18 protein-coding genes and 1 pseudogene are annotated in these 25004 nt (G+C 36.1%); 8 read left to right on the top strand and 11 right to left on the bottom strand.

Annotation, left to right across the window (positions count from 1 at the left end):
* The first annotated feature begins 112 nt into the window (after positions 1-112).
* From suhB to P375_RS03255, 3 genes are all read left to right on the top strand, one after another.
* Positions 113-913 (top strand): inositol-1-monophosphatase, encoded by an 801-nt coding sequence (gene suhB, locus P375_RS03265; protein ID WP_039134296.1) that lies wholly within the window; start codon positions 113-115, stop codon positions 911-913.
* A gap of 308 nt (positions 914-1221) precedes the next feature.
* On the top strand, positions 1222-7338 hold the full coding sequence (locus P375_RS03260) for an RTX toxin GtxA (RefSeq protein ID WP_039134293.1): 6117 nt from the start codon (positions 1222-1224) through the stop codon (positions 7336-7338).
* Between the two features lie 35 nt (positions 7339-7373).
* On the top strand, positions 7374-7835 hold the full coding sequence (locus P375_RS03255) for a toxin-activating lysine-acyltransferase (RefSeq protein ID WP_080735123.1): 462 nt from the start codon (positions 7374-7376) through the stop codon (positions 7833-7835).
* Between the two features lie 70 nt (positions 7836-7905).
* On the opposite strand, the gene uxuA is transcribed toward P375_RS03255, so the two are convergent.
* The 5 genes from uxuA to P375_RS03230 are packed head-to-tail and all read right to left on the bottom strand — an operon-like array spanning position 7906 to position 14115.
* Positions 7906-9090 carry a mannonate dehydratase gene (uxuA, locus tag P375_RS03250; protein ID WP_039134290.1) on the bottom strand — a complete coding sequence of 395 codons (1185 nt, stop codon included), beginning with the start codon at positions 9088-9090 and terminating at the stop codon, positions 7906-7908.
* Positions 9091-9125: 35 nt separating this feature from the next.
* Entirely contained in the window at positions 9126-9887 is a 762-nt protein-coding gene (locus P375_RS03245; RefSeq protein ID WP_039134288.1) for an FCD domain-containing protein, read from the bottom strand.
* Between the two features lie 9 nt (positions 9888-9896).
* Complete coding sequence (locus tag P375_RS03240) at positions 9897-12290, bottom strand: TIM-barrel domain-containing protein (protein ID WP_039134286.1); 2394 nt, start codon at positions 12288-12290, stop codon at positions 9897-9899.
* 22 nt (positions 12291-12312) lie between these two features.
* Positions 12313-13614, bottom strand: a complete 1302-nt coding sequence (locus P375_RS03235) for a TRAP transporter large permease (RefSeq protein WP_039134284.1) — start codon at positions 13612-13614, stop codon at positions 12313-12315.
* A 15-nt stretch (positions 13615-13629) separates the two neighbouring features.
* Complete coding sequence (locus P375_RS03230; protein ID WP_039134276.1) at positions 13630-14115, bottom strand: TRAP transporter small permease; 486 nt, start codon at positions 14113-14115, stop codon at positions 13630-13632.
* Positions 14116-14354: 239 nt separating this feature from the next.
* On the opposite strand from P375_RS03230, the gene P375_RS03225 reads away from it, so the two are divergent.
* The 4 genes from P375_RS03225 (at position 14355) to P375_RS03210 (ending at position 18609) form a co-directional block, all read left to right on the top strand.
* Positions 14355-15338, top strand: a complete 984-nt coding sequence (locus P375_RS03225) for a TRAP transporter substrate-binding protein (RefSeq protein WP_039091230.1) — start codon at positions 14355-14357, stop codon at positions 15336-15338.
* Positions 15339-15407: 69 nt separating this feature from the next.
* Positions 15408-16253: an SDR family oxidoreductase gene (locus P375_RS03220; RefSeq protein ID WP_039134332.1), complete on the top strand. Its 846-nt coding sequence runs from the start codon at positions 15408-15410 to the stop codon at positions 16251-16253.
* Between the two features lies 1 nt (position 16254).
* Positions 16255-17658 (top strand): glucuronate isomerase, encoded by a 1404-nt coding sequence (gene uxaC / locus P375_RS03215; RefSeq protein WP_039134273.1) that lies wholly within the window; start codon positions 16255-16257, stop codon positions 17656-17658.
* Between the two features lie 9 nt (positions 17659-17667).
* Positions 17668-18609 carry a hypothetical protein gene (locus tag P375_RS03210; protein WP_039134270.1) on the top strand — a complete coding sequence of 314 codons (942 nt, stop codon included), beginning with the start codon at positions 17668-17670 and terminating at the stop codon, positions 18607-18609.
* Between the two features lie 155 nt (positions 18610-18764).
* Here P375_RS03210 and P375_RS03205 read toward each other — a convergent pair whose 3' ends face one another.
* From P375_RS03205 to pdxA, 5 genes and pseudogenes are all read right to left on the bottom strand, one after another.
* On the bottom strand, positions 18765-19520 hold the full coding sequence (locus P375_RS03205) for a DeoR/GlpR family DNA-binding transcription regulator (RefSeq protein WP_039081680.1): 756 nt from the start codon (positions 19518-19520) through the stop codon (positions 18765-18767).
* A 118-nt stretch (positions 19521-19638) separates the two neighbouring features.
* The gene (locus tag P375_RS03200; protein ID WP_280643090.1) at positions 19639-20466 is read right to left on the bottom strand and encodes a nucleotide-binding domain containing protein; all 828 of its coding nucleotides are present in this window, start codon (positions 20464-20466) and stop codon (positions 19639-19641) included.
* A gap of 63 nt (positions 20467-20529) precedes the next feature.
* Positions 20530-21297 (bottom strand): tetratricopeptide repeat protein, encoded by a 768-nt coding sequence (locus P375_RS03195; RefSeq protein ID WP_039134268.1) that lies wholly within the window; start codon positions 21295-21297, stop codon positions 20530-20532.
* Positions 21298-21673: 376 nt separating this feature from the next.
* A pseudogene (locus tag P375_RS03190) lies at positions 21674-22120 on the bottom strand (ROK family protein); the annotation flags it as partial.
* A gap of 26 nt (positions 22121-22146) precedes the next feature.
* Complete coding sequence (gene pdxA, locus P375_RS03185) at positions 22147-23145, bottom strand: 4-hydroxythreonine-4-phosphate dehydrogenase PdxA (RefSeq protein ID WP_039134265.1); 999 nt, start codon at positions 23143-23145, stop codon at positions 22147-22149.
* 303 nt (positions 23146-23448) lie between these two features.
* On the opposite strand from pdxA, the gene nirK reads away from it, so the two are divergent.
* Positions 23449-24543 carry a copper-containing nitrite reductase gene (gene nirK, locus P375_RS03180; RefSeq protein WP_039134263.1) on the top strand — a complete coding sequence of 365 codons (1095 nt, stop codon included), beginning with the start codon at positions 23449-23451 and terminating at the stop codon, positions 24541-24543.
* Between the two features lie 73 nt (positions 24544-24616).
* Here the strand turns inward: nirK and P375_RS03175 are convergent, their stop codons facing one another.
* The gene (locus P375_RS03175) at positions 24617-24946 is read right to left on the bottom strand and encodes a DUF413 domain-containing protein (protein ID WP_013746550.1); all 330 of its coding nucleotides are present in this window, start codon (positions 24944-24946) and stop codon (positions 24617-24619) included.
* Positions 24947-25004: the final 58 nt, after the last annotated feature.

The following is a 25004-nucleotide window of genomic DNA, read 5'->3' as shown; positions in this document are numbered from 1 at the left end:
TTAACATATTTTCATTAAGAAAATGACTCGCAATTTGAGTGAACTTTCCCTATAATGCACGCCGAAATTTGTCAAACTTAAATCCGTTCTTTAAAATCCAGTGGAGAAAATAATGAATCCAATGTTAAATATTGCCATTCGTGCTGCACGAAAGGCAGGCAACATTGTTGCCAAAGGTTTTGAGCGCCGAGATGAAATCGAAACCAGAGAAAAAAGTGCTAATGATTATGTCACCAATATAGATCGTGCCTCTGAAGCTGCCATTATTGATATTATTCGTAAATCTTATCCAACCCACACTATTATTGGAGAAGAAAGTGGTGCGTTGGAAGGCGATAATGAAGTACAATGGGTTATTGATCCGCTGGATGGTACTACTAACTTTGTAAAAGGTTTGCCTCATTTTTCCATTTCAATTGCAGTTCTCGTCAAAGGACGCACTGAAGTCGGCGTCGTATATGATCCAATTCGCAATGAATTATTCACTGCGGTTCGTGGTGAAGGAGCAAAATTAAACGAATACCGCTTACGTTTGGACAGCCGTACCGAATTAAACGGCGCAATTATTGCCACCGGCTTCCCATTCAAAATTAAACGCTATATCCCTGTTCATCTTGAAATGATCAGTTCATTAATCAAAGAGTGTGCCGATTTCCGTCGTACTGGCTCAGCAGCATTGGATCTCTGTTATGTAGCATCAGGTCGTGTTGACGGCTACTTTGAAATGGGATTAAAACCTTGGGATTGTGCAGCAGGTGAATTAATTGTTCGTGAAGCTGGCGGTTTAGTTACCGATTTTATCGGTGGACATAGCTACCTCAAATCAGGCAACATTGTCGCCGGAGGTTCACGTATCACAAAACAAATCCTCACTAAATTACAGCCTTGTTTAATCCCTGAATTAAAAAAATAATTTAAACACGCAATAAAGGCGTATTTCCCAAAATACGCCTTTTCCCATTCATAGTGCTTTCCACTCTACCTTTCTACCTCATAAAGTTACCTTCTTATTAGAGGTTAGACCAGAAACCACCCTCTATATAATAATATAGAAAATTAATCAATTTACTGATATAGTTGCGTTACTATTTCACACCCTTTATAGGTAGTATACAAAAATTCATTTTTCACTAATTTAATCTTTATCTCTTTAACCACAAAACTTCAATAACTTAAGTAAAATTCATTTTATTTTTACTATTTTCACCTTGGGAGGTATTAATGTTCGATTCAGGAGTCGAAACTGTAAAAGAAACAGTGCTTTCACTAAAAGAAAAAATTACTGGAATAGATTTTAATTCAATCAAAGATAAAGTGATTTCATTAAAAAACACTGTTTCGACCATTGATTTTAATCTAGTAAAAGAAGATATATCCTCTTTAAAAAGTAATGCTTTATCCATCGCTGCATCAGATTTTAAAAATAAACCGGTGTTATTCAAAGACTCTTTAGACTTACTTACTGATGCTACAAATACACTCAGAAAGATTACCAATCAAATGTCATCAATTAGCGAAATTTCTAATAAGTCATTAGATTTGCTGGATTCTCTTTTTGAGGCTGCCAAAGATATTGTAAACATTGCCTATTCAAAAGGTGGTGTCGAAATTACTAAGTCTGCGACAGAATTAGCGGCAAAAGCGGCATTAATTGTTGATAAAAGTATCATATTAGCAAATAAAGATAATACAATTAGTGAAGCTGTTTATCATTCTATTAACAACTCATTACAAAATATTCAAAAAACAGCTATCAATATTGCTACACATTCACATAATGAAGATAAAGCTGAAATTGCTAAAGCCTCTTTTGAGCTGTTATCTCAAGTTAGTGATGTTATCAGTAATGCCTTAAAAAACTCAGGTGATATAGGTATCGAATCACAACTCTTAGCCGATATTAATCAGTTTTCTCATTCTATTTTGAACACAGCTAAAACAGTTACTGATATAGCTACTATGGATATGAATGATAAAACCTCAATCGCTAAAAATAGCATTTCATTAATAGCCAATGTGAATGATGTTATTTCCGATATTCTAGTAATGACGGATAAAGATACCGAATTATTAAATGCGATTCATAATGTTACTGCTAAAAATCTACAGAATATAGAAGAAAGTGCTGTCAATCTTGCAAATGCTGATGTGCTGTCTCAAGAAGGAAAAGTGAGTATTGCCATTAACTCTTTAACATTAATATCGCAAACCAACAAAATTGTCGCTCAAGTGCTAAATGAAGCTAATTTAAGCACCTCAAAAACCCAGTTTGTTGGTGAATTAACAGATGTATTATTAAATACAGCAAAAAGTATTACATTGTTAGCCACTGGCAATAATTCAACACCGTTAGGAAAGGAACAACTTGCCGTTGCATCAACAAATCTTATTGGCAATGTGAATGATCTTATTCAATCTATTACAACCTTTAACGGTAAAGAGGATATTGGTAACGCCTTACATAGTGCAGTTGATGGGCAATTATCTCAAATCAAACAACTTGCTATTGCATTATCAAATAGTGATATTGATTCTTCTCAAGGTAAAACTGCGATAGCCATTACTTCTTTCGGGCTGATTGCACAAGCAAATAATATTATCAATAAATTCTTGGATAATATGAGTTTAAGTACTAATGTGAGTAAATCGGTTCATAGTTTGACTAATTCAGTGCTAGATGCAGCAAAAATTCTCACAAACGTAGTACAAGTAGATGCTAATAACAATCAAGGAAAGGTCGTGATTGCCAATAGTTCATTAGAACTTTCTAAAACAGCAAGTGATATTGTGTCTACTGTGTTAAAAAGCACATCTATTTCAACACAACATATTGATATAATTCATAATGCAGTAAATAAAACATTAACAGAAATGAAAGATAGTGCGGTAGCAATAGCACTTGCTTCATCTGAAAATAATAGCGCTGAAATTGCAACGCATTCATTAAGTCTGTTATCCGATGCAAGTAATATGTTGAAAGATATTATGCAAGGAATGAGCCCTAATAATGTCATTGCTCCGAAAACATTAGAATTATTTAACTCACTATTTGCGACAGCTCAAAATATCGTTCAATTAGCTGACGCAAAATCTTCAGAAAACATTGCTAAAGCTAGTGTTGATTTGGTGCAAAGCGCAACGATTATCCTCAATAACGTATTAACGTTGGCTAACGTTGATTCTTCTTTAAGTAAAGCTTTTCATCAATCATTTGATGCTTCAGTTTCTCAAATTAAAGAGGTAGCAGCTCAATTAGCTACCGCGTCTTCGGCTTCTGATAAAGCTGAGATTGCAAAACTCTCTTTTGATTTTATTAGTCAAGTAAGCGATTTAGCAACCAACACCTTAACAACAGCTAATACAGGATTAGATACAACACTACTGAATAACGTTAATAGTCTTTCTCATTCTGTCTTAGATGCAGCAAAATCAGTAACTAATATTATTGTTAGTGATAACCCAGCGAATACCGCCAGTTTATCCGTTTCATTAGTTAATAATGCTAATGAAATTGTTTCAAATATCTTAACCTTATCTGGAAAACAAAACGCACTCTCTACGGCAGTACACGATGTAACAGCTAAGCATTTAGCGCCGATTGAGAAAATAGCGATTAACCTTGCAAATGCCGATAACTCAAGCAGTGATGGAAAAGTTGCTATTGCGTTAAACTCATTAACATTAATTGCACAAAGTAATCATTTAATTGAAGAGGTGTTGAAAGAGGCTAACTTAGATAATGCTAAGACTACATTCGCTCACAATTTAACTGATTTAGTATTAGATACTGCGAAAACGATAACTGCATTAGCATCTGCTGACACCAATAAAGTAGATGGCAAACAGCAAATTGCCTCTGCTTCTACACATTTAATCGGACAAATTAATGAGATTGTAAAATCGATCACTACAATAACCAATTCAGAAACAAAAGTTGGTAATGCAGCATATCAATCTTTAAAAAATCATTTAGATCAAGTAGAAAGTATCGCGATGAAACTCGCTGCCGCAAATGCTTCAACAGCGGAGGGCAAAACAGAGATTGCTATTGAGTCTTTCAATTTAATCTCAAAAACCAATGGCATAATGACCGATTTCTTAAATCAAATTGGAATAAAAGAAGAGTTAACCAAACCAATCCAAGGTTTATCTAATTCTATTTTAGATACTGCCAAAACCTTAACTTATGTTGTACAAATTGACCCAACAACAGACAAAGGTAAACTTTCTATCGCAGATAGCTCATTTGAATTGGCAAAATCTGCTAACCAAATTGTTTCCTATATTATGGATTTATCCGGCTGCTCAAGTGAACTAAGCCATAATATTGCGAATACGGCTCATCAAATCTTGTCTATATCCCAAGACAGACTATTAAGCATTGGAAATAATATTTCTGCATTGGCAAATGCCGATAAACTCACAAAAGAAGGCGTGAAAATTATTGTAGACAGTTCATTTGCCATCACCAGCGATGTAAATGGCTTTATCACTGATGTGGTGAAAACAGTAGGCAAAGACGGCAATCCTAAAGTGGGTTCAGCCCTGTCGTTATCCAATTCGATTATTGATATGGGGCATTCTATTGCAAACTTAATCCAATCGGATGTTAATACAAGTAGCGGAAAAGCGGCTATTGCTGAAGGCTCAATTAAATTAATTGGCAATATTAATGGCTTAGTCAGTGATGTGTTAAGCCTTTCTAATGCCTCTACCGCCGTTTCTGAAGCAATAAGCTCTTCAGCTGGAGGAATTTTAACCAATTTAGCCTCTTTAATTGGCTCATCAATTAAACTTCATAATTGGTCTAGTATGAGTCAAGCGGATCAAATTGCGGTAGGGTTTGATATTGGATTAAAAGCGGTAAGCACGATTGCAACTGGCGTTGGCACAACAGCACAATCCATTGCAAAAATAATTGGTACTACTACGATGTTGCCACAAATTGGTGCTGCTGTATCAGGAATCGCTCTGGCAGCAAGTCCGTTAGAGATAAAAGGCTTAGTTGACGAACATAAATATGTAAAACAAATTGATTCTCTTGCATCAGAAACAAAAACTTATGGTTATCAAGGTGATGAATTATTAGCCAGCCTTTTAAATGAAAAATTTGCACTTAATACCGCATATACCGCTACAGACATTGCTTTAAATTTAGCAACTACAGCGATCTCTGTGGCAGCAACAGCAAGTGTCATTGGTGCACCAATTGCGGCCATTGCAGGTGTAGTGAGAGGAGCTATCGGCGGTATTATGTCGGCGATCAAACAACCAGCATTGGAACATATTGCTAAACGTTATGTCGATCAAATTGAAAAGTATGGTGATATTCAAAAATACTTTGATCAAAATACTGAAGCAACATTAAATAAATTCTATGCGAGTCAGGAAGTCATTCAATCATTTAAGCAATTACACAAATTATATAATGTTGATAACATTATTACTCTGGATGGCGTTTCCAGTTCAAATAGTGCTATTGAATTAGCCGCTATTACCAAATTAGTTGAGCAAATGAATAAAGCAAATAATTATGCTCAACTAATTCGTAACGGTGAAATAGATAAAGCTCTCAGCGCTCAATATTTGAGTATGGACGCTAAAACTGGAGTATTAGAAATTACTGCTCCCGGCAACTCATTAATAAAATTTAATAGTCCTTTGTTTGCACCGGGTGTTGAAGAAGCTCGAAGAAAAGCGGTTGGCAAAAATAATTTTTATACGGATCTTATTATTAACGGTCCAAATGAACATACTATTAATGACGGCGCAGGTAATAATATTTTTATTTCTAATGATAAATATGCCTCCGTTTTATATGATGAAAATGGAAAATTATTGAAACATATTAATCTCAATATCAATGCTGGCGATGGAAATGATACTTATATTGCTGATAACGGACATTCTCTATTTAATGGAGGTAATGGAACAGATAGTGTAAGTTATAATAATGAACATATTCACGGCATTGTTGTTCATGGGCGAGATGCCGGTACTTATTCTGTAACAAAACATATTGCTGATGCAGAAGTAACTGTTGAAAATATTAAAGTGAAAAATCATCAATACGGTAAACGACAAGAACGAGTTGAGTATAGAGAGTTACATATTGAAACAAAATCTTATGATGCAAGCGATATGCTTTACAACGTCGAAGTTATCAGTGCCAGTGACTATGATGATGTTATGTATGGTAGTAAAGGTAATGATTACTTCCTCGCACAAAATGGTAATGATCTTGTTTATGGTAAAGAGGGTGATGACATTATTTTCGGTGGTGCTGGTGATGATAAACTTTATGGAGAAACCGGTAACGACACCTTAAATGGCGGTTTAGGAAAAGATTTAATTTATGGTGGCGAAGGAAATGATACCATTATTCAAGATGATGCTCTTAGTTCCGACACTATCTTCGGCGATGAAGGAGTTGATACATTAGATCTTCGTCATTTAGTGATTAATGATGAAGGACTCGGTGTTGTTGCTGATCTCCAGTCCGAGAAGCTTTATAAAGGAACCATCTTTGATCATATCTATGATATAGAGAATATTATAGGTACATCAGGAAATGATAACCTTATTGGAAATCATAAAGATAATATCTTAATCGGTAATGATGGCGATGATATTTTAGAAGGCTATAGCGGTAATGATGTACTTGCCGGAGGAAGTGGCATAAATAAACTTTATGGCGGACAGGGAGCAGATATTTATCTCTTATCCACCAACGCCACAAATTATATCTTCGATCTGACAAAAAATAATTTAGCAAAATTAGAGAATTCAGAAGATCTTAACCTTCAATTCACTAAAGATAGCGATGACAATGTTACCTTATCTTTCAACAAAGATGGCAATACTATCGGTAAAACCATTATAGAAAAAGCGAGCCAATTTGGCACATTCTCAATAGGTGATGGATATTACTTAGATCTTAATGATGGCAAATTTAAGTATATTTTATCCGGAGAAAGCTCCAATGCCGATTTAGCTCAAAATACATTACATTTTAATAAAGGTGAAGAACTTCAAGTTCATGCTGCTGCCAAGGATAACCAAATTATATTAGATCACGAACATCAGCATTACATTAATATTTATAGTAATACGCAGACTAATATTAAAGGCTTTGAAGTTGGTAAAGATAAGCTACAATTATCACTGCTCAGCAACAATTTAAGCTCAGACACCACATTAAGATTCAGTGGTTATGATGTTGAAGGAGGAGATGTTAATATTACTTCCGGCAATACCTATATTACGTTGTCCGGTGTGGGGCATACAGATTATGCGAGCAAAACATTTAATGAACTGGTCACTATGTATCTTGTTTAATTATTATGGATAACTTCTCAACTTTAGGAAAAGTAATGTGGCTGTGGAGCCATTCGGCTCTACATCGTCGCTGGCCAATTGAATCAGCGATACATTACATTATTCCTGCAATAGAAAAAGCGCAATGTAGACTACTGGTCAATGAGGAAGGAATGCCTATCGGCTATGCCAGTTGGGCGTGGTTAAGTGCGGAAGCTGAAAAACGCTATATCTTAGATCCTAACTCATTACGCTACCAAGATTGGCAAAGTGGAGAGCGACTATGGTTTATTGACTTCATTGCGCCATTCAGTTTTCGTGATACGATTAAATTACGCCGATTAATGGGAAAAATTCACGGAAACAGCTATCTTGCTCGCTCAATACGTTTGCGAAAAAACAATAAAGCAGAGGTATTTGAACATATGGGTGGAAGTGTTGATGTGAATGAAAGCAGGAGAATGAAAGAAGCTTTTTATCAAGAAATCAAGGCTTCTTTTATGAAGGGAAATTCATAACTACTTGATAGCAAAAGACTAATTTGCCATTTAGCAAATTAGTCTTTTTTCATATTAACAAAAAATAATGTTATTTTTGAAAATAAATTTTCTTCAGTGCCAACTCTAATCCTCTAAATTCTGCTAAACCACGTAACCGCCCAATCGCAGAATAACCTGGATTGGTTTTCTTTTTCAGATCATCCAACATTTGATGACCGTGATCTGGTCGCATAGGAATTAAACGTTTTTCCCCATTATTCAAACGGCGATATTCCTCATCTAATAAAGCTTTCACTACATTAAACATATCCACATCCCCTTCTAAATGAGCAGCTTCGTGGAAGCTCAAAGGATTATCTTCACGACAAGTTGAACGCAAATGAGCAAAATAAATACGATCAGCAAACTGTTTCGTCATTTTAACAAGATCATTATCAGAACGCACACCATAAGAACCGGTACACATTGTAAAACCGTTCGCTTGAAGAGGTTCAGTTTCCACAAACCATTGCATATCTTCTATTGTTGATACAATGCGAGGCAAACCTAAAATCGGACGTGGAGGATCGTCCGGATGAATCGCCATTTTAATGCCAACTTCCTGTGCAACCGGCACAACTTCGTGCAAGAAATAAGCCAAATGAGTGCGAAATTTTTCTGGAGAAATATCCTTATAGCGATCTAACTGAGCTTGAAATTCATCGAGCGTATAGCCTTCTTCCGCCCCTGGTAAACCAGCAATAATATTACGAGTAAGTTGCTCAATCTCCTCTTTTGACATCTTGTCATAATAGGCTTTTGCCGCTTGACGTTCCTGTTCAGTATAAACTGCTTCTGCTCCCGGTCTTTTTAAGATATATAATTCAAACGCAGCAAATGCAATTTGATCAAAACGAAGTGCTTTAGAACCATCTGGCAATTGGTATGCCAAATCTGTACGAGTCCAATCCAAAATAGGCATAAAATTGTAACAAACCGTATCAATACCGCATTGTGCTAAATTACGCAAAGTCTGCTTATAATTTTCAATCCACTGTTTATAATTGCCTGTCTGGGTCTTAATTTCCTCGTGTACAGGTACACTTTCCACCACAGACCAAGTCAATCCCGCCTGTTCAATTAACTGTTTACGCTGATTGATTTCATTAATATCCCAAATTTGACCGTTTGGAATATGATGTAATGCTGTCACAACACCAGTCGCTCCAGCTTGTCTGATATCCGCTAATGATACAGGATCGTTAGGACCGTACCAACGCCAAGTTTGTTCCATAATTTACTCCTTAATAGTACTTTTGGTCGTTATATTTATTTTGTTTCAATTCCCACCACTACAGGGCTTAGATTAAATAGATACCCATCAAAATTTGGATCATCTACGTCAGAAAGTTCAAACAATTTCTGTTTTACATTTTCTAAATGCTGCCACATTGCTTTACGAGCTAATACTGGATCTTTTTTTTGCATAGCAAATACAATATTCTCGTGATCTTTTATCCATAAATAACGATAATTTTGATTTGGTATATGGGCGTGTAATCCTTGCCACATTTTGCTATTTGTTCGCAAATCCCATAACACTTTCTGCATATGAATAATCACTTCGTTTTGAGTAATCTCCGCAATAGTGCGATGAAAATCTTCATCAGCTACATAATCTTCATCACCGTGTTCTAAAGTTTGCCGCTCACGTAATAGGATTTCTTTTAATTTAGTAATATCTGCTCTTGTTGCTTGAATAGCTGCAAACTCTGCAATACTACTTTCTAAAAGTTGACGAGCTTGTAATAACTCAAATGGTCCAACATCTATTTGTTCTAATGAGTCGTCATTTTCCGCAATACGGGGCAAATCAATAAGATAAACTCCAGATCCTTTTCTTACTTCAACAAACCCCTCAATCTCCAACATAATCAGAGCTTCACGGATTACGGTACGGCTAACATTAAAAAACTCAGCTAAATCCCTTTCTGTAGGTAATTTATCACCAATATGATAAGTACCATTAAATAGTTGTTTTTTTAATTCATTTCCTATTTTTTTATAAGAACGCAAATCTTCAGTAATCATTATGATTTCCTAGTTAATGCAATTAATCTCAGAGAGAGGAACCAATACTTCTGGTGCCAACCGTTTACCATTAACGAATAAAACTCGGCTTTCATTTTTTGGTAATTTGAAATGTAGCACGTCATATTTAGGACTGAAAGCACCTGAACGGTTTAATTTGAGATTAATACTGTTTTCATCACAAATCAGATGGCAATTTATTAATAAATAGTTGTCTTCTAAATATCCGAAACTTTCACCATCATCATCAAAAATTTGTAATTCCACTTCGCCTTTATCGACAAAAGGAACAATAAACAACTCACGATAATCGTCTTGTTTTGTATTACTTCCACTATAAGGGTTCAATGGCAATATCGTACCTGCTTTAATAAATAAAGGTATATGTTCTAAAGGCGCCGATACAGTAATAGTCTGTTTACCGCTATACCATTGATGCGTCCAAAAGTCATACCAACCTACATTATTATCAGGTAAATAAACGCTTCTTTCTCTCTGATTTGGTTCAACTATAGAAGCCACCAATAAATCCCTGCCTAATAGATAATCATCTGTTTCATCAAATGTTTTATGATCATATTCGTGATCTAAAAAAGTCGGTCTTAGTATTGGTTCATTATCTTTATGAGCCATCCATAGCAAGTTATACAAGTACGGCATTAAATGATAACGCAAACGTATAGTTGCTCTAATGATTTCCGTTACTTGCGGATACATCCAAGGTTCATTTACTGTATGATCATCATTCCAAGAATGAATAGTAAAACGAGGATGCATCACACCATTTTGAACCCATCGCACAAATAATTCTGGATCAGGTTTATCACCAGCAAAACCACCAACATCGTGTCCAACATTGTAGAGTGCTGAAAGGCTCATTCCTAAGCCCATTCTGATATTATATTTCAACGTATTCCAACTGGTTCGATTATCGCCACTCCAAGTTTGAACATAACGGTTCATCCCCGGAGAACCGGAACGAGAAATTAAATAAGGTCTTATATTTGGTTTATATTCTAACTGTGCATCATAAGAGGCTTTCATCATTAATAATGGCATTAATGGGCGTAATAATTTTATTGGCTTTTCATTACCAAAATAATAACAACGTGCCTGTTCATCCCACACTTCAAATTCGTTATTATCATTCCACGTAGAATCAATACCATATTCTAATAATTGTGTTTTTACATTCTGCTTCCACCAATTTATTGTCGCTGGATTGGTAAAATCTAAATGAGAACCTTCATCATCCCAAAACATAGATCTTTCCGGACCTTCAGATTGAGAATCTTTAATAAATAACCCTTCTTCACACGCTTGTTGATATTTAGGATGATCTTGCAATAAACAAGGCTTAATATTAGCCGCTAAATTCATTCCCCCTTGATGGAAATAATTGGTCATTTCCTTTGGTTGAGGGATTTTTTCCCTATTCCAATTAAAAACATAACGTTTATCTTTAATAGAAGTATAGCCGGAAGATAATTGAAATGAATCACAAGGAATATTATATTGTTTACATAAATCAACAAATTTTTTTAACTGTTCTTGTGCATCCGTAGCATCTGTATAATGCATTGTCGAACCGCTATAACCTAAACTCCATTTAGGTCCAAATATAGTTCCACCAGTAAGGCGACAATATTTTTTAGTAACATCAATAATTTTAGGTCCTAAAATAAAATAATAATCCAAGTCTCCATCTTCTGCCCGATAAGAACGATAATAAGCGTGATAATTATCCAACTCATTACCTAAATCGAACCAACAATTTGATAAATTATCATAGTAAATTCCATAACTTCCCTGCTCATTATGTGTAATATAAAATGGAATATGTTTATAAAGAGGATCCGTTTTCTCTGCATTATAACCCATTGCATCAAGATTTCTCATTTCAAATCTACGACCATAACGATTCAAATTTCCTGTTTTTTCTCCTAATCCATAATAATATTCTGAAGTATTTCTTTGCATAAAATGAGAAGTTTTATTCTGTGATATTCCCATTAAATATGCACCTGTCTTCCTATCTCTAGCAATTGTTTCCCAATTTCCTAATTCTGTTTTATATTGCCATTCCAACCATAATGGATGGTGAATAATCACTTTCAACTTTTCAGTTGAAATTTCTAACGTTTCATCTCCTTTAGTCAACTGATATTGAGGCAAACTAAATCCATCTACGGACCACTTATCTCGTCCCGTCCATTCAATATCAGGTTGATTCGGTGAAATAGCCCAAGTATTAGGCAATCTAAATTGATGATCTTTTGCAAAAGCAATTCTAAATATATCTTCTTCTAATACAAAAATATGCAGAAAAAAACCATATTCACATTCAATATCTATTCTATTATTTTGCTGATATTGTAAATTCCAATTCTTTAATGTTTTCATTTTATTTCTCTCCCAATTTTAATTAATATCCTAATAAAACTCTCGGTAAAAATAGGCTAATATTAGGGATATATGTAATTAATAACAAACTAAGAACTAATGCAAAATAAAAAGGTAGCAATGGTTTAATAACCTGATTTATTTTTACGCCACCTACTGAGCAACCAATAAATAATGCACTACCTACTGGCGGTGTACAAATACCAATAGAAAGATTGAATGCCATTAATATACCGAAATGAACAGGATCCATTCCTAATTCAGTAACAATAGGTAAGAAAATTGGTGTGAAAATAAGTAATGCCGGAGTCATATCCATAAATACACCAACAACCAACAAAATAATATTGATGATAAGCAAAATGATGATTGGATTATCTGAAACGGCTAATAAAGCATCGCTGATTGTATAAGGTATATCAGCATTTGCCATTGCCCAAGACATCCCCATAGAAGTTCCAATCAATAACAAAACAATCGCTGTGGTCACTACAGAATCTAAAATAATTTGAGGAAGTTCTTTTAATTTCACTTCTCTATAAATAACCATTGCTAAAATTAAGGTATATACAACAGCAAACGCAGATGCTTCTGTAGCAGTAAAAATACCACCAATAATACCGCCCATAATTACAATAATTAATCCAAGACTTGGTAAAGCATCCAATGTTTTTTTCAAAGCCTCTTGGCAAGTTGGTTTTGGCGAAACCGGATAATGACGTTTTTTCGCAATAAATCCGATAATCAACATAATCGATAATCCCATCAAAATCCCTGGAATATATCCAGCCAAGAATAATGCTCCGATGGAGGTACCACCTGAAATTAATGAATAAACAATGAAGGTATTACTTGGCGGAATTAATAATCCTGTAGGGCAAGAGGCGATATTTACTGCCGTTGAAAAAGCAGGATCATAGCCTTCTTTTTTCTGTAATGGCGACATTATACCGCCCATTGCCGCCCCAGAAGCCACCGCAGAGCCTGAAATAGAACCAAACATCATATTGGCAAGCACATTAACGTGTGCCAATGAGCCAGGTAATCGCCCACCAATTACTTTAGCAAACTCAATAAGGCGTAATGCAATTCCACCTCTGTTCATAATATTTCCTGCGAGAATAAAAAAAGGAATTGCTAAAAGAGAAAAACTATCCAAGCCGGATGCCATTTTTTGCGAAATAACAGCAATAGCTGAGTCGAACGGCAATGACAACATTATGGTTAATAATGATGCAATACCAATTGAAAAAGAGATAGGAACTCCTATAAAAAGGAGTATGAAAAAGCTAGAACTTAATACAATAACTGTAGACCATTCCATAATATGCCTCCGAAACTAATGAGAAATCATTTTAACGTTATCCAATACATCACGAATTAGATAAATCAGCATAAAAATACCGCTAATTGGAATAGCCATATATACCAAGCCCATTTCAATACCCAGTACTGGTGAGATCTGACCGTGAACTATTGTATCCTGTACCAATTTAAATCCACCGTAACACATAATAATGGTAGAAAAGGCGATTCCAACAAGATTAATAAATAGATTTAACAAACACTGTTTTTTAGGATCTGCTTCCAATTTCGTGGCTAATAAATCAATCGCTAAATGTTTCTTTTTCCCTAATGCATAAGCTGCACCGATAAGACCAACCCAAATAAACAAAAAACGCGCCATTTCATCAGTGTAGGTACTAGGCGTATTAAGGATATAACGAGAAAAAACCTGCCATACCACGCAGCACACCAATACTGAACACAAAATGACACACATTGTTGAAAGGATTTTATTAATTAAATTAATGAACTTTTCCATACCAATTATCTCCCCTTTTCAAATTGGTATTCCAATTCTGTTCAAAATAAGAAAAAAATCAACAAGAAGATTTAAATTTTGTGATCTGGTTCACCAATTTAGAAAAATTGGATTGAACTCTTTTTCAATATGATTATATTTAAGCCAACAACGCATTTAACATCGTTGTAAAGGATATGATTGGTTCACCTCTTTAACCTTTCATCTTTTTATTTTGCTAACTGGCAGGAGTAACTTTTATGAAAAAAACTATTCTTTCTACCGCTTTAACAACGCTTTTATCAATGGGTGTTGCCTTTTCAGTTCAAGCTAAAACCGTATTGAAACTTAGCCATAACAACGACAAAACCCATCCTGTACATATTTCTATGCAATATATGGCTGATGAAGTAAAGACACTGACTAACGGTGAAGTCATTATTCGCATCTATCCAAATAGCCAACTCGGCACACAGAGAGAATCAATGGAGTTATTACAATCAGGCTCATTAGATATGGCAAAATCAAATGCTAGTGAAATGGAAGCCTTTGAAGCAGAATACGGTGCATTCAACTTACCATATTTATTCAAAGATAGAGAACACTATTATAAAGCCTTAGTCGATAAAGATGTTGGGCAAAAAATTCTTGAATCTTCTAAAGACAAAGGATTCATTGGTCTTACTTATTATGATGGTGGTGCAAGAAGTTTTTATGCGAATAAACCAATTAAAACACCTGCCGATCTTAAAGGTCTAAAAATTCGTGTACAACCAAGCCCAACAGCAGTTGAAATGATCAAATTAATGGGAGCCTCACCAACTCCTCTCGCCTACGGTGAACTCTATACCGCATTACAGCAAAAAGTTGTTGATGGTGCTGAAAATAATGAAACAGCATTAACTCTCGCTCGTCACGGTGAAGTTGCAAAATTCTTTAGTGAAGATCAACACACTATGATTCCAGATGTTTTATTAATCAGTACTAAATCTTGGAATAAACTTACTCCAGAACAACAAGCCGCCCTTAAAAAAGCAGCCAATGACTCTATGATGTATCACAAAGATCTCTGGACCAAAATGATTGCTGAAGAGGTTGAAAAAGCAAAAACACAATTAAATGTGCAATTTATTGAAGTAGATAAACAACCATTTATTGACGCAGTTAAAAGTATGCACGATACAGCCAAACAAAATCCTGTATTAAAAGGCTATATCGAGCGCATTGAGGAATTAGGTAAATAAATCAAATAGATAGCGACATTCTAATACCAATAGTGTGTCGCTTAAGATTTTAAGAGGTATTATATTATGATAGAGATATCCAAAAACCATAATTTCAAAGACAAAGTAATTGTCATTTCCGGAGCTGGCGGTGTGCTTTGCGCCTTTTTGGCAAAAGAATTAGCAAAAACTCAAGCAAAAATTGCATTACTTGATATCAATTTAGAAGCGGCAAATAAAGTAGCTAATGAAATCACCCAACAAGGTGGAATCGCAAAAGCTTATAAAACCAATGTACTTGATTTAGAAAGTATTCAACAAACACGTAATATTATTGCAGAAGATTTCGGCACTTGTGACATTTTAATTAATGGTGCTGGTGGTAATAATCCTAAAGCAACAACCGATAACGAATTTCATCAACTGGATTTACCGGAACATACTAAAACTTTCTTTGATTTGGACAAATCAGGCATCGAATTTGTATTTAATCTCAATTACTTAGGTACATTATTGCCAACCCAAGTTTTCGCCAAAGATATGATGGGGAAAGCAGGAGCAAATATCGTCAATATTTCCAGTATGAACGCCTTTACGCCGCTCACTAAAATCCCTGCTTACTCGGGAGCCAAAGCGGCAATCAGCAACTTCACTCAATGGCTTGCCGTCTATTTCTCAAAAGTGGGGATTCGCTGTAACGCCATCGCCCCAGGCTTTCTTGTCAGCAACCAAAATAGGGCATTATTATTTGATGAAAATGGCAATCCAACCGCCCGAGCCAATAAAATTCTCACCAACACCCCAATGGCACGTTTTGGTGAACCAGAAGAATTATTAGGGGCATTATTATTTTTGATCGACAGCCAATATTCCAGTTTCGTTAATGGTGTCATCATTCCTGTTGATGGTGGATTCTCTGCATATAGTGGGGTGTAAAATGAAAGCGTTTATGGATCAGGATTTTTTATTATCCAGTGAAACAGCAAAATTGCTTTATCATCAATACGCCGCACCACAGCCGATTTTTGATTATCACTGCCACCTTAGCCCGAAAGATATTGCGGAAAATCGTCAATTTAACGATCTCAGTGAAATTTGGTTAGAAGGGGATCATTACAAATGGCGAGCAATGCGAACGGCGGGCATTGATGAAAACCTCATTACAGGAAATGCGTCAAACTATGAAAAATACCTCGCTTGGGCGAAAACCGTTCCGCTTTGTCTTGGTAACCCGATTTATCATTGGACGCATTTGGAATTACGCCGCCCTTTTGGCATTACTCAAATCTTATTTAACCCTGACTCAGCCGAAAAAATTTGGCATCAATGCAATGAAATGTTGCAACAGCCCGAATTTTCAGCACGTGGCATAATGCAGCAGATGAATGTTCAGCTGTCTGGCACAACAGACGATCCAATTGACAGCCTTGAATATCATCAACAAATTGCCAATGATCTTAGCTTTAATATTGAAGTTGTGCCAAGTTGGCGTCCAGATAAAGCATTCAAAATCGAGCTTGATGGATTTTCCAAATATATCTCTCAACTTTCAGAAGTAAGTGATATTGAGATCTGTTCCTTTGATACATTGAAACAAGCCTTATCAAAACGCCTTGAACATTTTGATCGTAATGGCTGTAAATCTGCTGATCACGGGATGGAAATTGTTCGTTTTGCCCCAATTCCTGAAGAACGAGTTTTAGATCAAATTTTACAACAACGTTTACAAGGTAAAACATTAGACGAAGAAAAAATCGCTCAATTTAGCACCGCACTTTTAGTTTGGCTTGCCAAAGAATATGGTGAACGCCAGTGGGTGATGCAAATGCACATTGGAGCTTTACGCAATAATAATACGCGAATGTTTCGTTTATTAGGGGCAGACAGTGGTTTTGATTCCATTGGCGATCGCACTTATGCCGAACCGTTAGCAAATTTGTTGGATTTAATGGATCAAACCAACCAGCTTCCAAAAACGATCTTGTATTGTCTAAACCCCCGCGATAACGAAATGATCGCTAGTATGATTGGTAACTTCCAAACAGGAGGCATTGCAGGAAAAATCCAATTCGGCTCAGGCTGGTGGTTCAACGATCAAAAAGACGGAATGCAACGCCAACTACAACAACTGGCTCAACTTGGACTGTTAAGCCAGTTTGTCGGAATGCTCACCGATTCCCGTAGCTTCCTCTCTTTCACTCGCCACGAATATTTCCGCAGAATTTTATGTGAAATGATGGGAAATTGGGTAGAAAACGGCGAAGCTCCTAATGATCTCGATTTACTCGGACAAATGGTCAAAAACATTTGTTTTGATAATGCGAAACGCTATTTTAAATAAGGAGTGAAAATGAAAAAGTTTGCTTTATGTTTACTTAGTATGCTTTCTTTACAAGCATTTGCCACTGATGATTTAGTTTATGATAAACCTCAGCAAGAAGTACTTACTCACGGAAAAGTAAACTATTTTATTCAATCAAAAATTGGAGCAGGCGAAAAAAATAATGCACAATGTGAAGATGGGCTATTCTTTAATGAACATTATCTAGCCGTTTTTGATGGGGCGACAGATAAATCAGGGAAAAAATATGATGGCAAAAAAGGGGGACGTGTAAGCCGAGATATTATTCAAACTGTTTTCCAATCTTTACCGCCAAACACACCTAAAGAAGAGGTTCTGAAACGGATCAATGCGGAATATCAAAAATTTTATTCGCAAAATAAAGACATTGATTTTGCTAAAAATCCGCTTTTTCGCCCAACTGCAACATTAATTTGGTATAACTTTGATACCAATGAATTAGTTGCAATTGGTGATTCTAAAGCAAGAATTGATGGCATTGCTTATAATGATGAGGAGAAATTAGTCGATACCTTAAATAGTGCTTTGCGAGTGAAAGTGATTAAAGAACTAGGCTTAACTGATGAACAAGTGGCTGAAAATGATTTAGGTCGTTTTTACATTTTACCATTGCTAAAACGTCAATCTGAATTTCAAAATAACCCAAATGCCCCGAAAGCATTTCAATTTTGGGCAATTGATGGTTTTGATATTCCTAATTCCGAATTAAAAGTTTGGAAGTTTGATCATACACCAAAAATTATTGAACTTAGTTCTGATGGTTATGAAACCTACCCTAAAGAGCCTTCTATTCAGGCTTACGAAGAAGAACTACATAGCACCTTAAAATCAGATAGAATGAGAATAAAGCATCCTTCAACAAAAGGCGTTGCAAAAGGAAGTTATAGCTTTGATGATAGAGCGGTATTGATTTATCAAAATAAAAAATAATTAACAAGCTTGCACTCTACCTATAAAGTAGGGTGCAAGATCTTATTGGTATGAATGCAATATTAATACAATTTCAGAAAACAGCATGGTGTATACTTAACAGATCTCACTAAAATGATTAAATCAACTCAAAAACTAATTTACGACAGCTTTTTTCAGGTTAACACTAATTTAAAATTTTCTTTCGATAAAATAGGACGTATGGAGCTAATTAAATTATCATCCGTCACAATATCAGTAAATTCAGATAGTTTTGCTACACCAAATAAAGAATACTTGCCATATTTACTACTATCAGCAACTAATACTCGACGTTTAGCGTGCTGTAACAAAGCACTTTTTAACTCGGCTTTTTCTTCTGTTGGAGCAGTTACTCCTCTCTCTAAACTCCACGAATTACAGCTAATAAAAGCTAAATCCGGATAAATATTATTCAATAAAGAAAGGCTGTGATTACCAATGCATGATTGGCTAGAACTGTCGATATAGCCTCCTGTAATCATTAATTCAATTTGTTTATATTCGGACAAGAAAAGCGCAATATGAAGATCTGTAGTAATTACTCTTAATGGTAAATGAGCAATTTTTTTTGCAATGCTCAGCGTTGTTGTTCCTGCATCTAAAACGATAGAATCTCCTGCACTGATAAAAGAAGAAACATATTCTGCAATCCGATCCTTTTCCACCATAAACTTCAGTTGCTTTTCATTAGTGGTAGGTTGAAATGGAATAAACTGATTTAGACTCACACCGCCGTGAGTTCGGATAATCGTTCCTTGCTGATTAAGTTTAATCAAATCGCGACGAATTGTTGCTGGCGATGCATTTGTTGCTTTCACTAGCTGATCAACAGTTGCCAAATTATGATTTTTTAAAAATAACAGGATTTGATCTAAACGGTCTGCAGACATATTCGCCCCTAAGTATGAGAAAACACGCATTAAAGACAATGCGTGTTGAAACGTTTAAGAATATATTAATTATTCACTAAATTTTTGTTTTTCTCAAATAGTCGGCAATACATTAATGTTAATTCAATTTCATAATATCACTTAATAAGTGATTATTTCCGAAACCTCCTGATTTTGTCATTACAGTTAAATTTTTATATTGTCCATTTTGAATCTGACAGACCGGTACTCCCGGAACGATCGAATAAAGCAATTTCATCTCTGTGACATTCATTTGCTCCAAGAGTGTCGCAGCCCCATCACCACCAAATAAAATTAAATGATCAAAATGTTTATGATTTAAACAATATAAACTTAATTCAGCCAAATCCTTTGCAAGTGTTCTAGCAATCATATTTATATCGTTTTCTGCACTAACAACTTTTGTTGGATTAGCTCTAATGATGACGTCAGCTTCACTAGAGGTAATTAATGCATTTAATTGTTCTCTTAATGCTTTTGCCGAGATTTTATGATTGAGTAATTGTGACGGAGATGGGTTAAAAACTATTGAATCACCGCCATTGTGTGCAATATATTCATCAACTTGATTTTGGCTAGTTTCGTGGATAGATGTTACCAAGATTAGGCTTCTTCCATGAGTTAAAGCTCTCTTATTATTTGAAGAGGGTAATGTCTGAAGTTTTAATTTATTAGCCAAACCTGCTGACCCTACAGGAATCACTGACTTACCTAAGTGATCAATAACATGAGCAATTATTTCTAAATCATTTTCTGTTTTTGCATCAACAACTATTTGCTCTAAAGTGGAAGATTGCACTTTTTGCAATAATTCTTGTTCTGTACTGAATGAAACTTGCTCTGCATTCGGTAAAAGATCCGTCATAATTGAAGAGGTTACTGGGCAAATAATATCCTTTCCAGATGGAGTATCTGCAACAGGAATCCCATTAACTGTAGCACCCCATATCTAATCCCGCTTCGCAGATAAGGCTAATTTTGCTCGCATTTATTCTCCTTCATTTAACATACGATATAACTCACACCCTTTTGGGTGTTCATTCTTACAGGCTTTGCCTGCCCACATTTTGGCAAGATTGAGATCTTGTTTAACACCTTGTCCTAAGCTATACATTATCCCCAATTTAAATTGAGCCTTTGCATTTCCCTGCTCTGCCGCTTTTTGATACCATTTCACCGCTTGGAAATAATCCTGTTTTACTCCTTGTCCATTTTCATACATCAAAGCCAATTTAAATTGAGCCTTTGCATTTCCCTGCTCTGCCGCTTTTTGATACCATTTCACCGCTTGGAAATAATCCTGTTTTACTCCTTGTCCATTTTCATACATCAAAGCCAAATTAAATTGAGCCTTTGCCAATCCCTGCTCTGCGGCTTTTTGATACCATTTAAACGCTTGGAAATAATCTTGTTTTACTCCCTTCCCATCGTCATACATCAAAGCCAAATTAAATTGAGCATCTACATCTCCCTGATCTGCCGCTTTTTGATACCATTTCACCGCTTGGAAATAATCCGGTTTTACCCCTTTTCCCTTATGATACATCAAAGCCAAATTAAATTGAGCACTTGCATCTCCCTGCTCGGCTAAAGGCTTCCATAATTGCAATGCGGTAATAAAATCACTGCGTTCATACGCATCAACGCCTTGTTGGAACTGTGTTATTGGATCTGAAACCGCATATGCCATTGGCGAGGCACTTAATACAGAAAATGAAAAAAGAGCGGTGGTTAATAATGTTTTTGTGAATTTCATTGTGTTTTCCTTATATAAAGTGATTTAAACCAATGATTGAAACGATAATGCAAAGAGAAAGGTTTTCACAAAGAAAAAAGCAGTGAGAATATTCCCTTCTCTCTGTTGTACATATTTCAATCGAAGTAACAAGATTTTTTCCTTTCGGCAAAGGGTTTTGTTCTCTCTGTAAAGAGAGAACAACAGGGAGTATACTCCCTTGAAATTGTTGAATATTTAATCTAATTTTAAGAGGGGAGATGATGAAAAATGGTTTAAAAAACCACCGCACTTTTAAGAGAACATGCCTGTTTTATAAGCTGATAAGAAAACGAAAAAAACCGAGCGAGGGTTTGCCCCGTTCGGTTAAATTTGCTGAAAAAATGAGGGGTTATCTTTAACGAGAAAGAAACAACGCTGCCGCCCCACGCACGCCGCCGGAATCGCCGTATTTGGCTTTTTTAATTGCTGGCACTTTGGCACTTCGCATTAAGTGGTTGGGGAGGGCTTTGGATAAGGCTTGGTAGAGATAATCAAAGTTCGACAAGCCACCGCCTAGCACAATGAGATGGGGATCAAGGGCGGTGATGATGTTGCCGATAGAAATGGCAGCGAGTTCCACAAACATTGCCACAAATTCCACCGCACTTTGATCTTCGGCATAAAAACGCTGAATAATTTCTTTGGCAGATAGGCTTTCCCCTTTGAGATCGCGGTAAAGCATTTCAAAGCCTCGCCCTGAAAGATAGGTGTCTAAACAGGCGGAATTGCCACAGCCACATTGGTAAATTGGTGCATTATCCCAGCCGAGCAATTTTAATGCGTGGTAGTTGAGCTGCATATGTAGACATAATTCGCTCCTAATTAAACTTAATTTCCAAATTTTATCTGTGCCATTTGAGCGGCAAGATAAAGTGATTCAGTCATACTCTTACTGTCCGCGATCCCTTTACCTGCAATCGGGAATGCCGTACCGTGATCGACAGAAGTACGAATAAACGGTAGACCGACAGTAACGTTTACACCGGTATCAAATCCCAACAATTTAATTGGAATATGACCTTGGTCGTGATACATCACCACCACAATATCGAATTCATCTAAATTGGCAGCACGATGAAACACAGTGTCCGGTGGGATCGGGCCACTGACATTAATTCCTGACTGTTTTGCCGCCTCAACAGCCGGTACGATTTCTTTACTATCTTCATCACCGAACATTCCGTTTTCGCCTGAATGCGGATTTAATCCCGCTACTGCAACTCTTGGTTGTTTAAAACCAAGCATTTTTGCGTTTTCATCTGCTAATTTAATGACTGTCAATACCCGTTCTTTTTTCACTAAATCACAGGCTTTACGAAGCTGAACGTGCGTTGTCACGTGAATAACACGAAGTTTTTCACTCACTAACATCATTGAATAATCTTTTGTGCCGCTTAATTGCGCCAAAATTTCAGTATGACCCGGAAACATTTTCCCACCAGCGTGTAATGCTTCCTTATTCAAAGGTGCTGTTACCACCGCTTGAATTTTATTTTCCATAGCATATTGAACCGCCTTTTCCACATATTCATATGCTGCCTTACCCGCTCGAGGATCTACTTGAGAATAAATCAAATCAGCAGGCACATTATCCAAATCGATCAAATCGATAGTTCCATATTTCGTATTTAAATTATCTAAATTTTCTACAACATTTATCTTTAACGGTGATTGCAATAAATCCAATGCTCGTTGCATCATTTTCTTATCGCCAATGACAACGGATTGAGCAATTTCATAAAGATGTTTATCCGACAGAGATTTAACAATAATTTCAGCCCCAATCCCTGCAGCATCCCCCATTGTTATGCCTAAAACTGGTTTCATTTAATACTCCTTATTGATTAAATTTAATCATATAAATATAAGAAAATCACATAAACTTCCTCATACTCCTAAATTTCGTTGGAATTATATGCAAAATAAGCTGTAAAAACTGTGAACAAGATCACAAAATGATTAAATTAAATCAAAAAGAGTTTATTTAATCATTTTGTAGGTTAGATGTGATGATGCGATAAATGATCTATTAAAAATAGGTTGAACTAATAAATCTTTATGATTATTGGAAAAATCTATTTCATTCACTAGAATAGTTCGATTGATATTCTCCTTATACCATTTGAAACTATGAAAAAAACAACTCTAAACTTACTACTTTCTGTATTTTTAATCGTCAATTTGAGCTTATTTGCTAAGGCACAATCAATCAATGTTCAACAAAATGATGAAGAAGAAATTTCATCACTTCCTGTCATTGATGCAGAATTAACAATTGCACCGAATGTGCCTGCACCAATTAAACGTGATTATCCGGCTCGTGTCATAGTGAAATTGGAAGCATTAGAAAAAATAATGGAAATTATGCCAAAAGTACAATTTAAGTATTGGACTTATAACGGCTCTACACCAGCACCGTTTATTCGTGTGCGTGAGGGCGATACGGTGGAAGTGCATTTATCCAATCCGATTAACTCAAAACTACCGCACAGCATTGATTTCCACTCTTCAGCAGCACCTGACGGAACGGCAATGGCGAGTAATACATTGCCGGGGCACACCAGTATCTATCGCTTCAAAGCACTCTCTCCCGGACTTTATCTTTACCATTGTGCCGCAATGCCCGGCGCACCGACACATATTGGTAAAGGAATGTTCGGGCTAATGCTGGTGGAGCCGAAAGCGGGATTGCCGCCGGTTGATAAAGAGTTTTACATTGTACAAAACGAATTTTATACCAGTGGTGAATTTGGTGAGCCGGGATTACAGGTTTTCAGTTCACAAAAAGCCAGTTATGAATTACCGGATTATGTCGTTTTTAATGGTCATTTTGCCTCAATGATGGGAGATAAGGCCTTGCAAGCCAAAGTGGGTGAAAAATTGCGTTTTTACGTTGGTAATGCCGGCCCAAACAAAGTATCTTCTTTTCATTTGATTGGGAAAACGTTTGATACAGTCTATGTCGAGGCCGGTTCGTTAAAAAATCATAATGTGCAGACCACGTTAATTCCAGCCGGTGGGGCGATGATAGCGGAAACGACTATTCCGGTGCCGGGACAATACACTTTCGTAGATCATTCCATTTTTCGTACTGAGAAAGGTGCGAAGGGAACATTAATGGTAACAGGTGATGAAAATCCAGCGATCTTTAGCGGCAAACTAAAGGATGAGCCGTATAACAAACGCAATCCGGATGCAGATGTTTCTACCGGCTTTCAGCACTAATCAAATTCAAGCATAAAAAACGGCAACGTTTATCGTTGCCGTTTTTCTGCTCTATTCATTTTCTTTCTAAAACTTAGTCGGCATTGTAATCATCAACCGCATCGTTTGATAATTCACCTGTTAAGGTATAAACACGTTTGGTGCGAGAAATACGCGCACGATATTTTGCCCAAGTTTTTTCAAAAAAGGTTTCTGCCGGACGTTCACCACGGCAAAACGCGACAAATTGTTTTTCTTCTTCAGTAACCGGTTCACGACTACCATTTTCTAACTCAAGAAAAGCTAAACCGTGATTTTCCAACGCTTGAGATTCACGAATGGTGTAATCTCCGTGACGCGCAAAACCGCGCGGATAATTTTTATCATCAAAGAAACGACGAGTAACGCTAAAACTTTCAGACATAGTTAAAATTCCTTCATTTTAATCAAAAAGCGAAAAATCGCATTTAAGCAACTTTTCG

The organism is Gallibacterium genomosp. 2, assembly GCF_000771895.1.
Taxonomy (GTDB): Bacteria; Pseudomonadota; Gammaproteobacteria; order Enterobacterales; family Pasteurellaceae; genus Gallibacterium.
The sequence above is the reverse complement of the archived record's forward strand: the minus strand, read 5'-3'. Positions and strand labels throughout refer to the sequence as shown.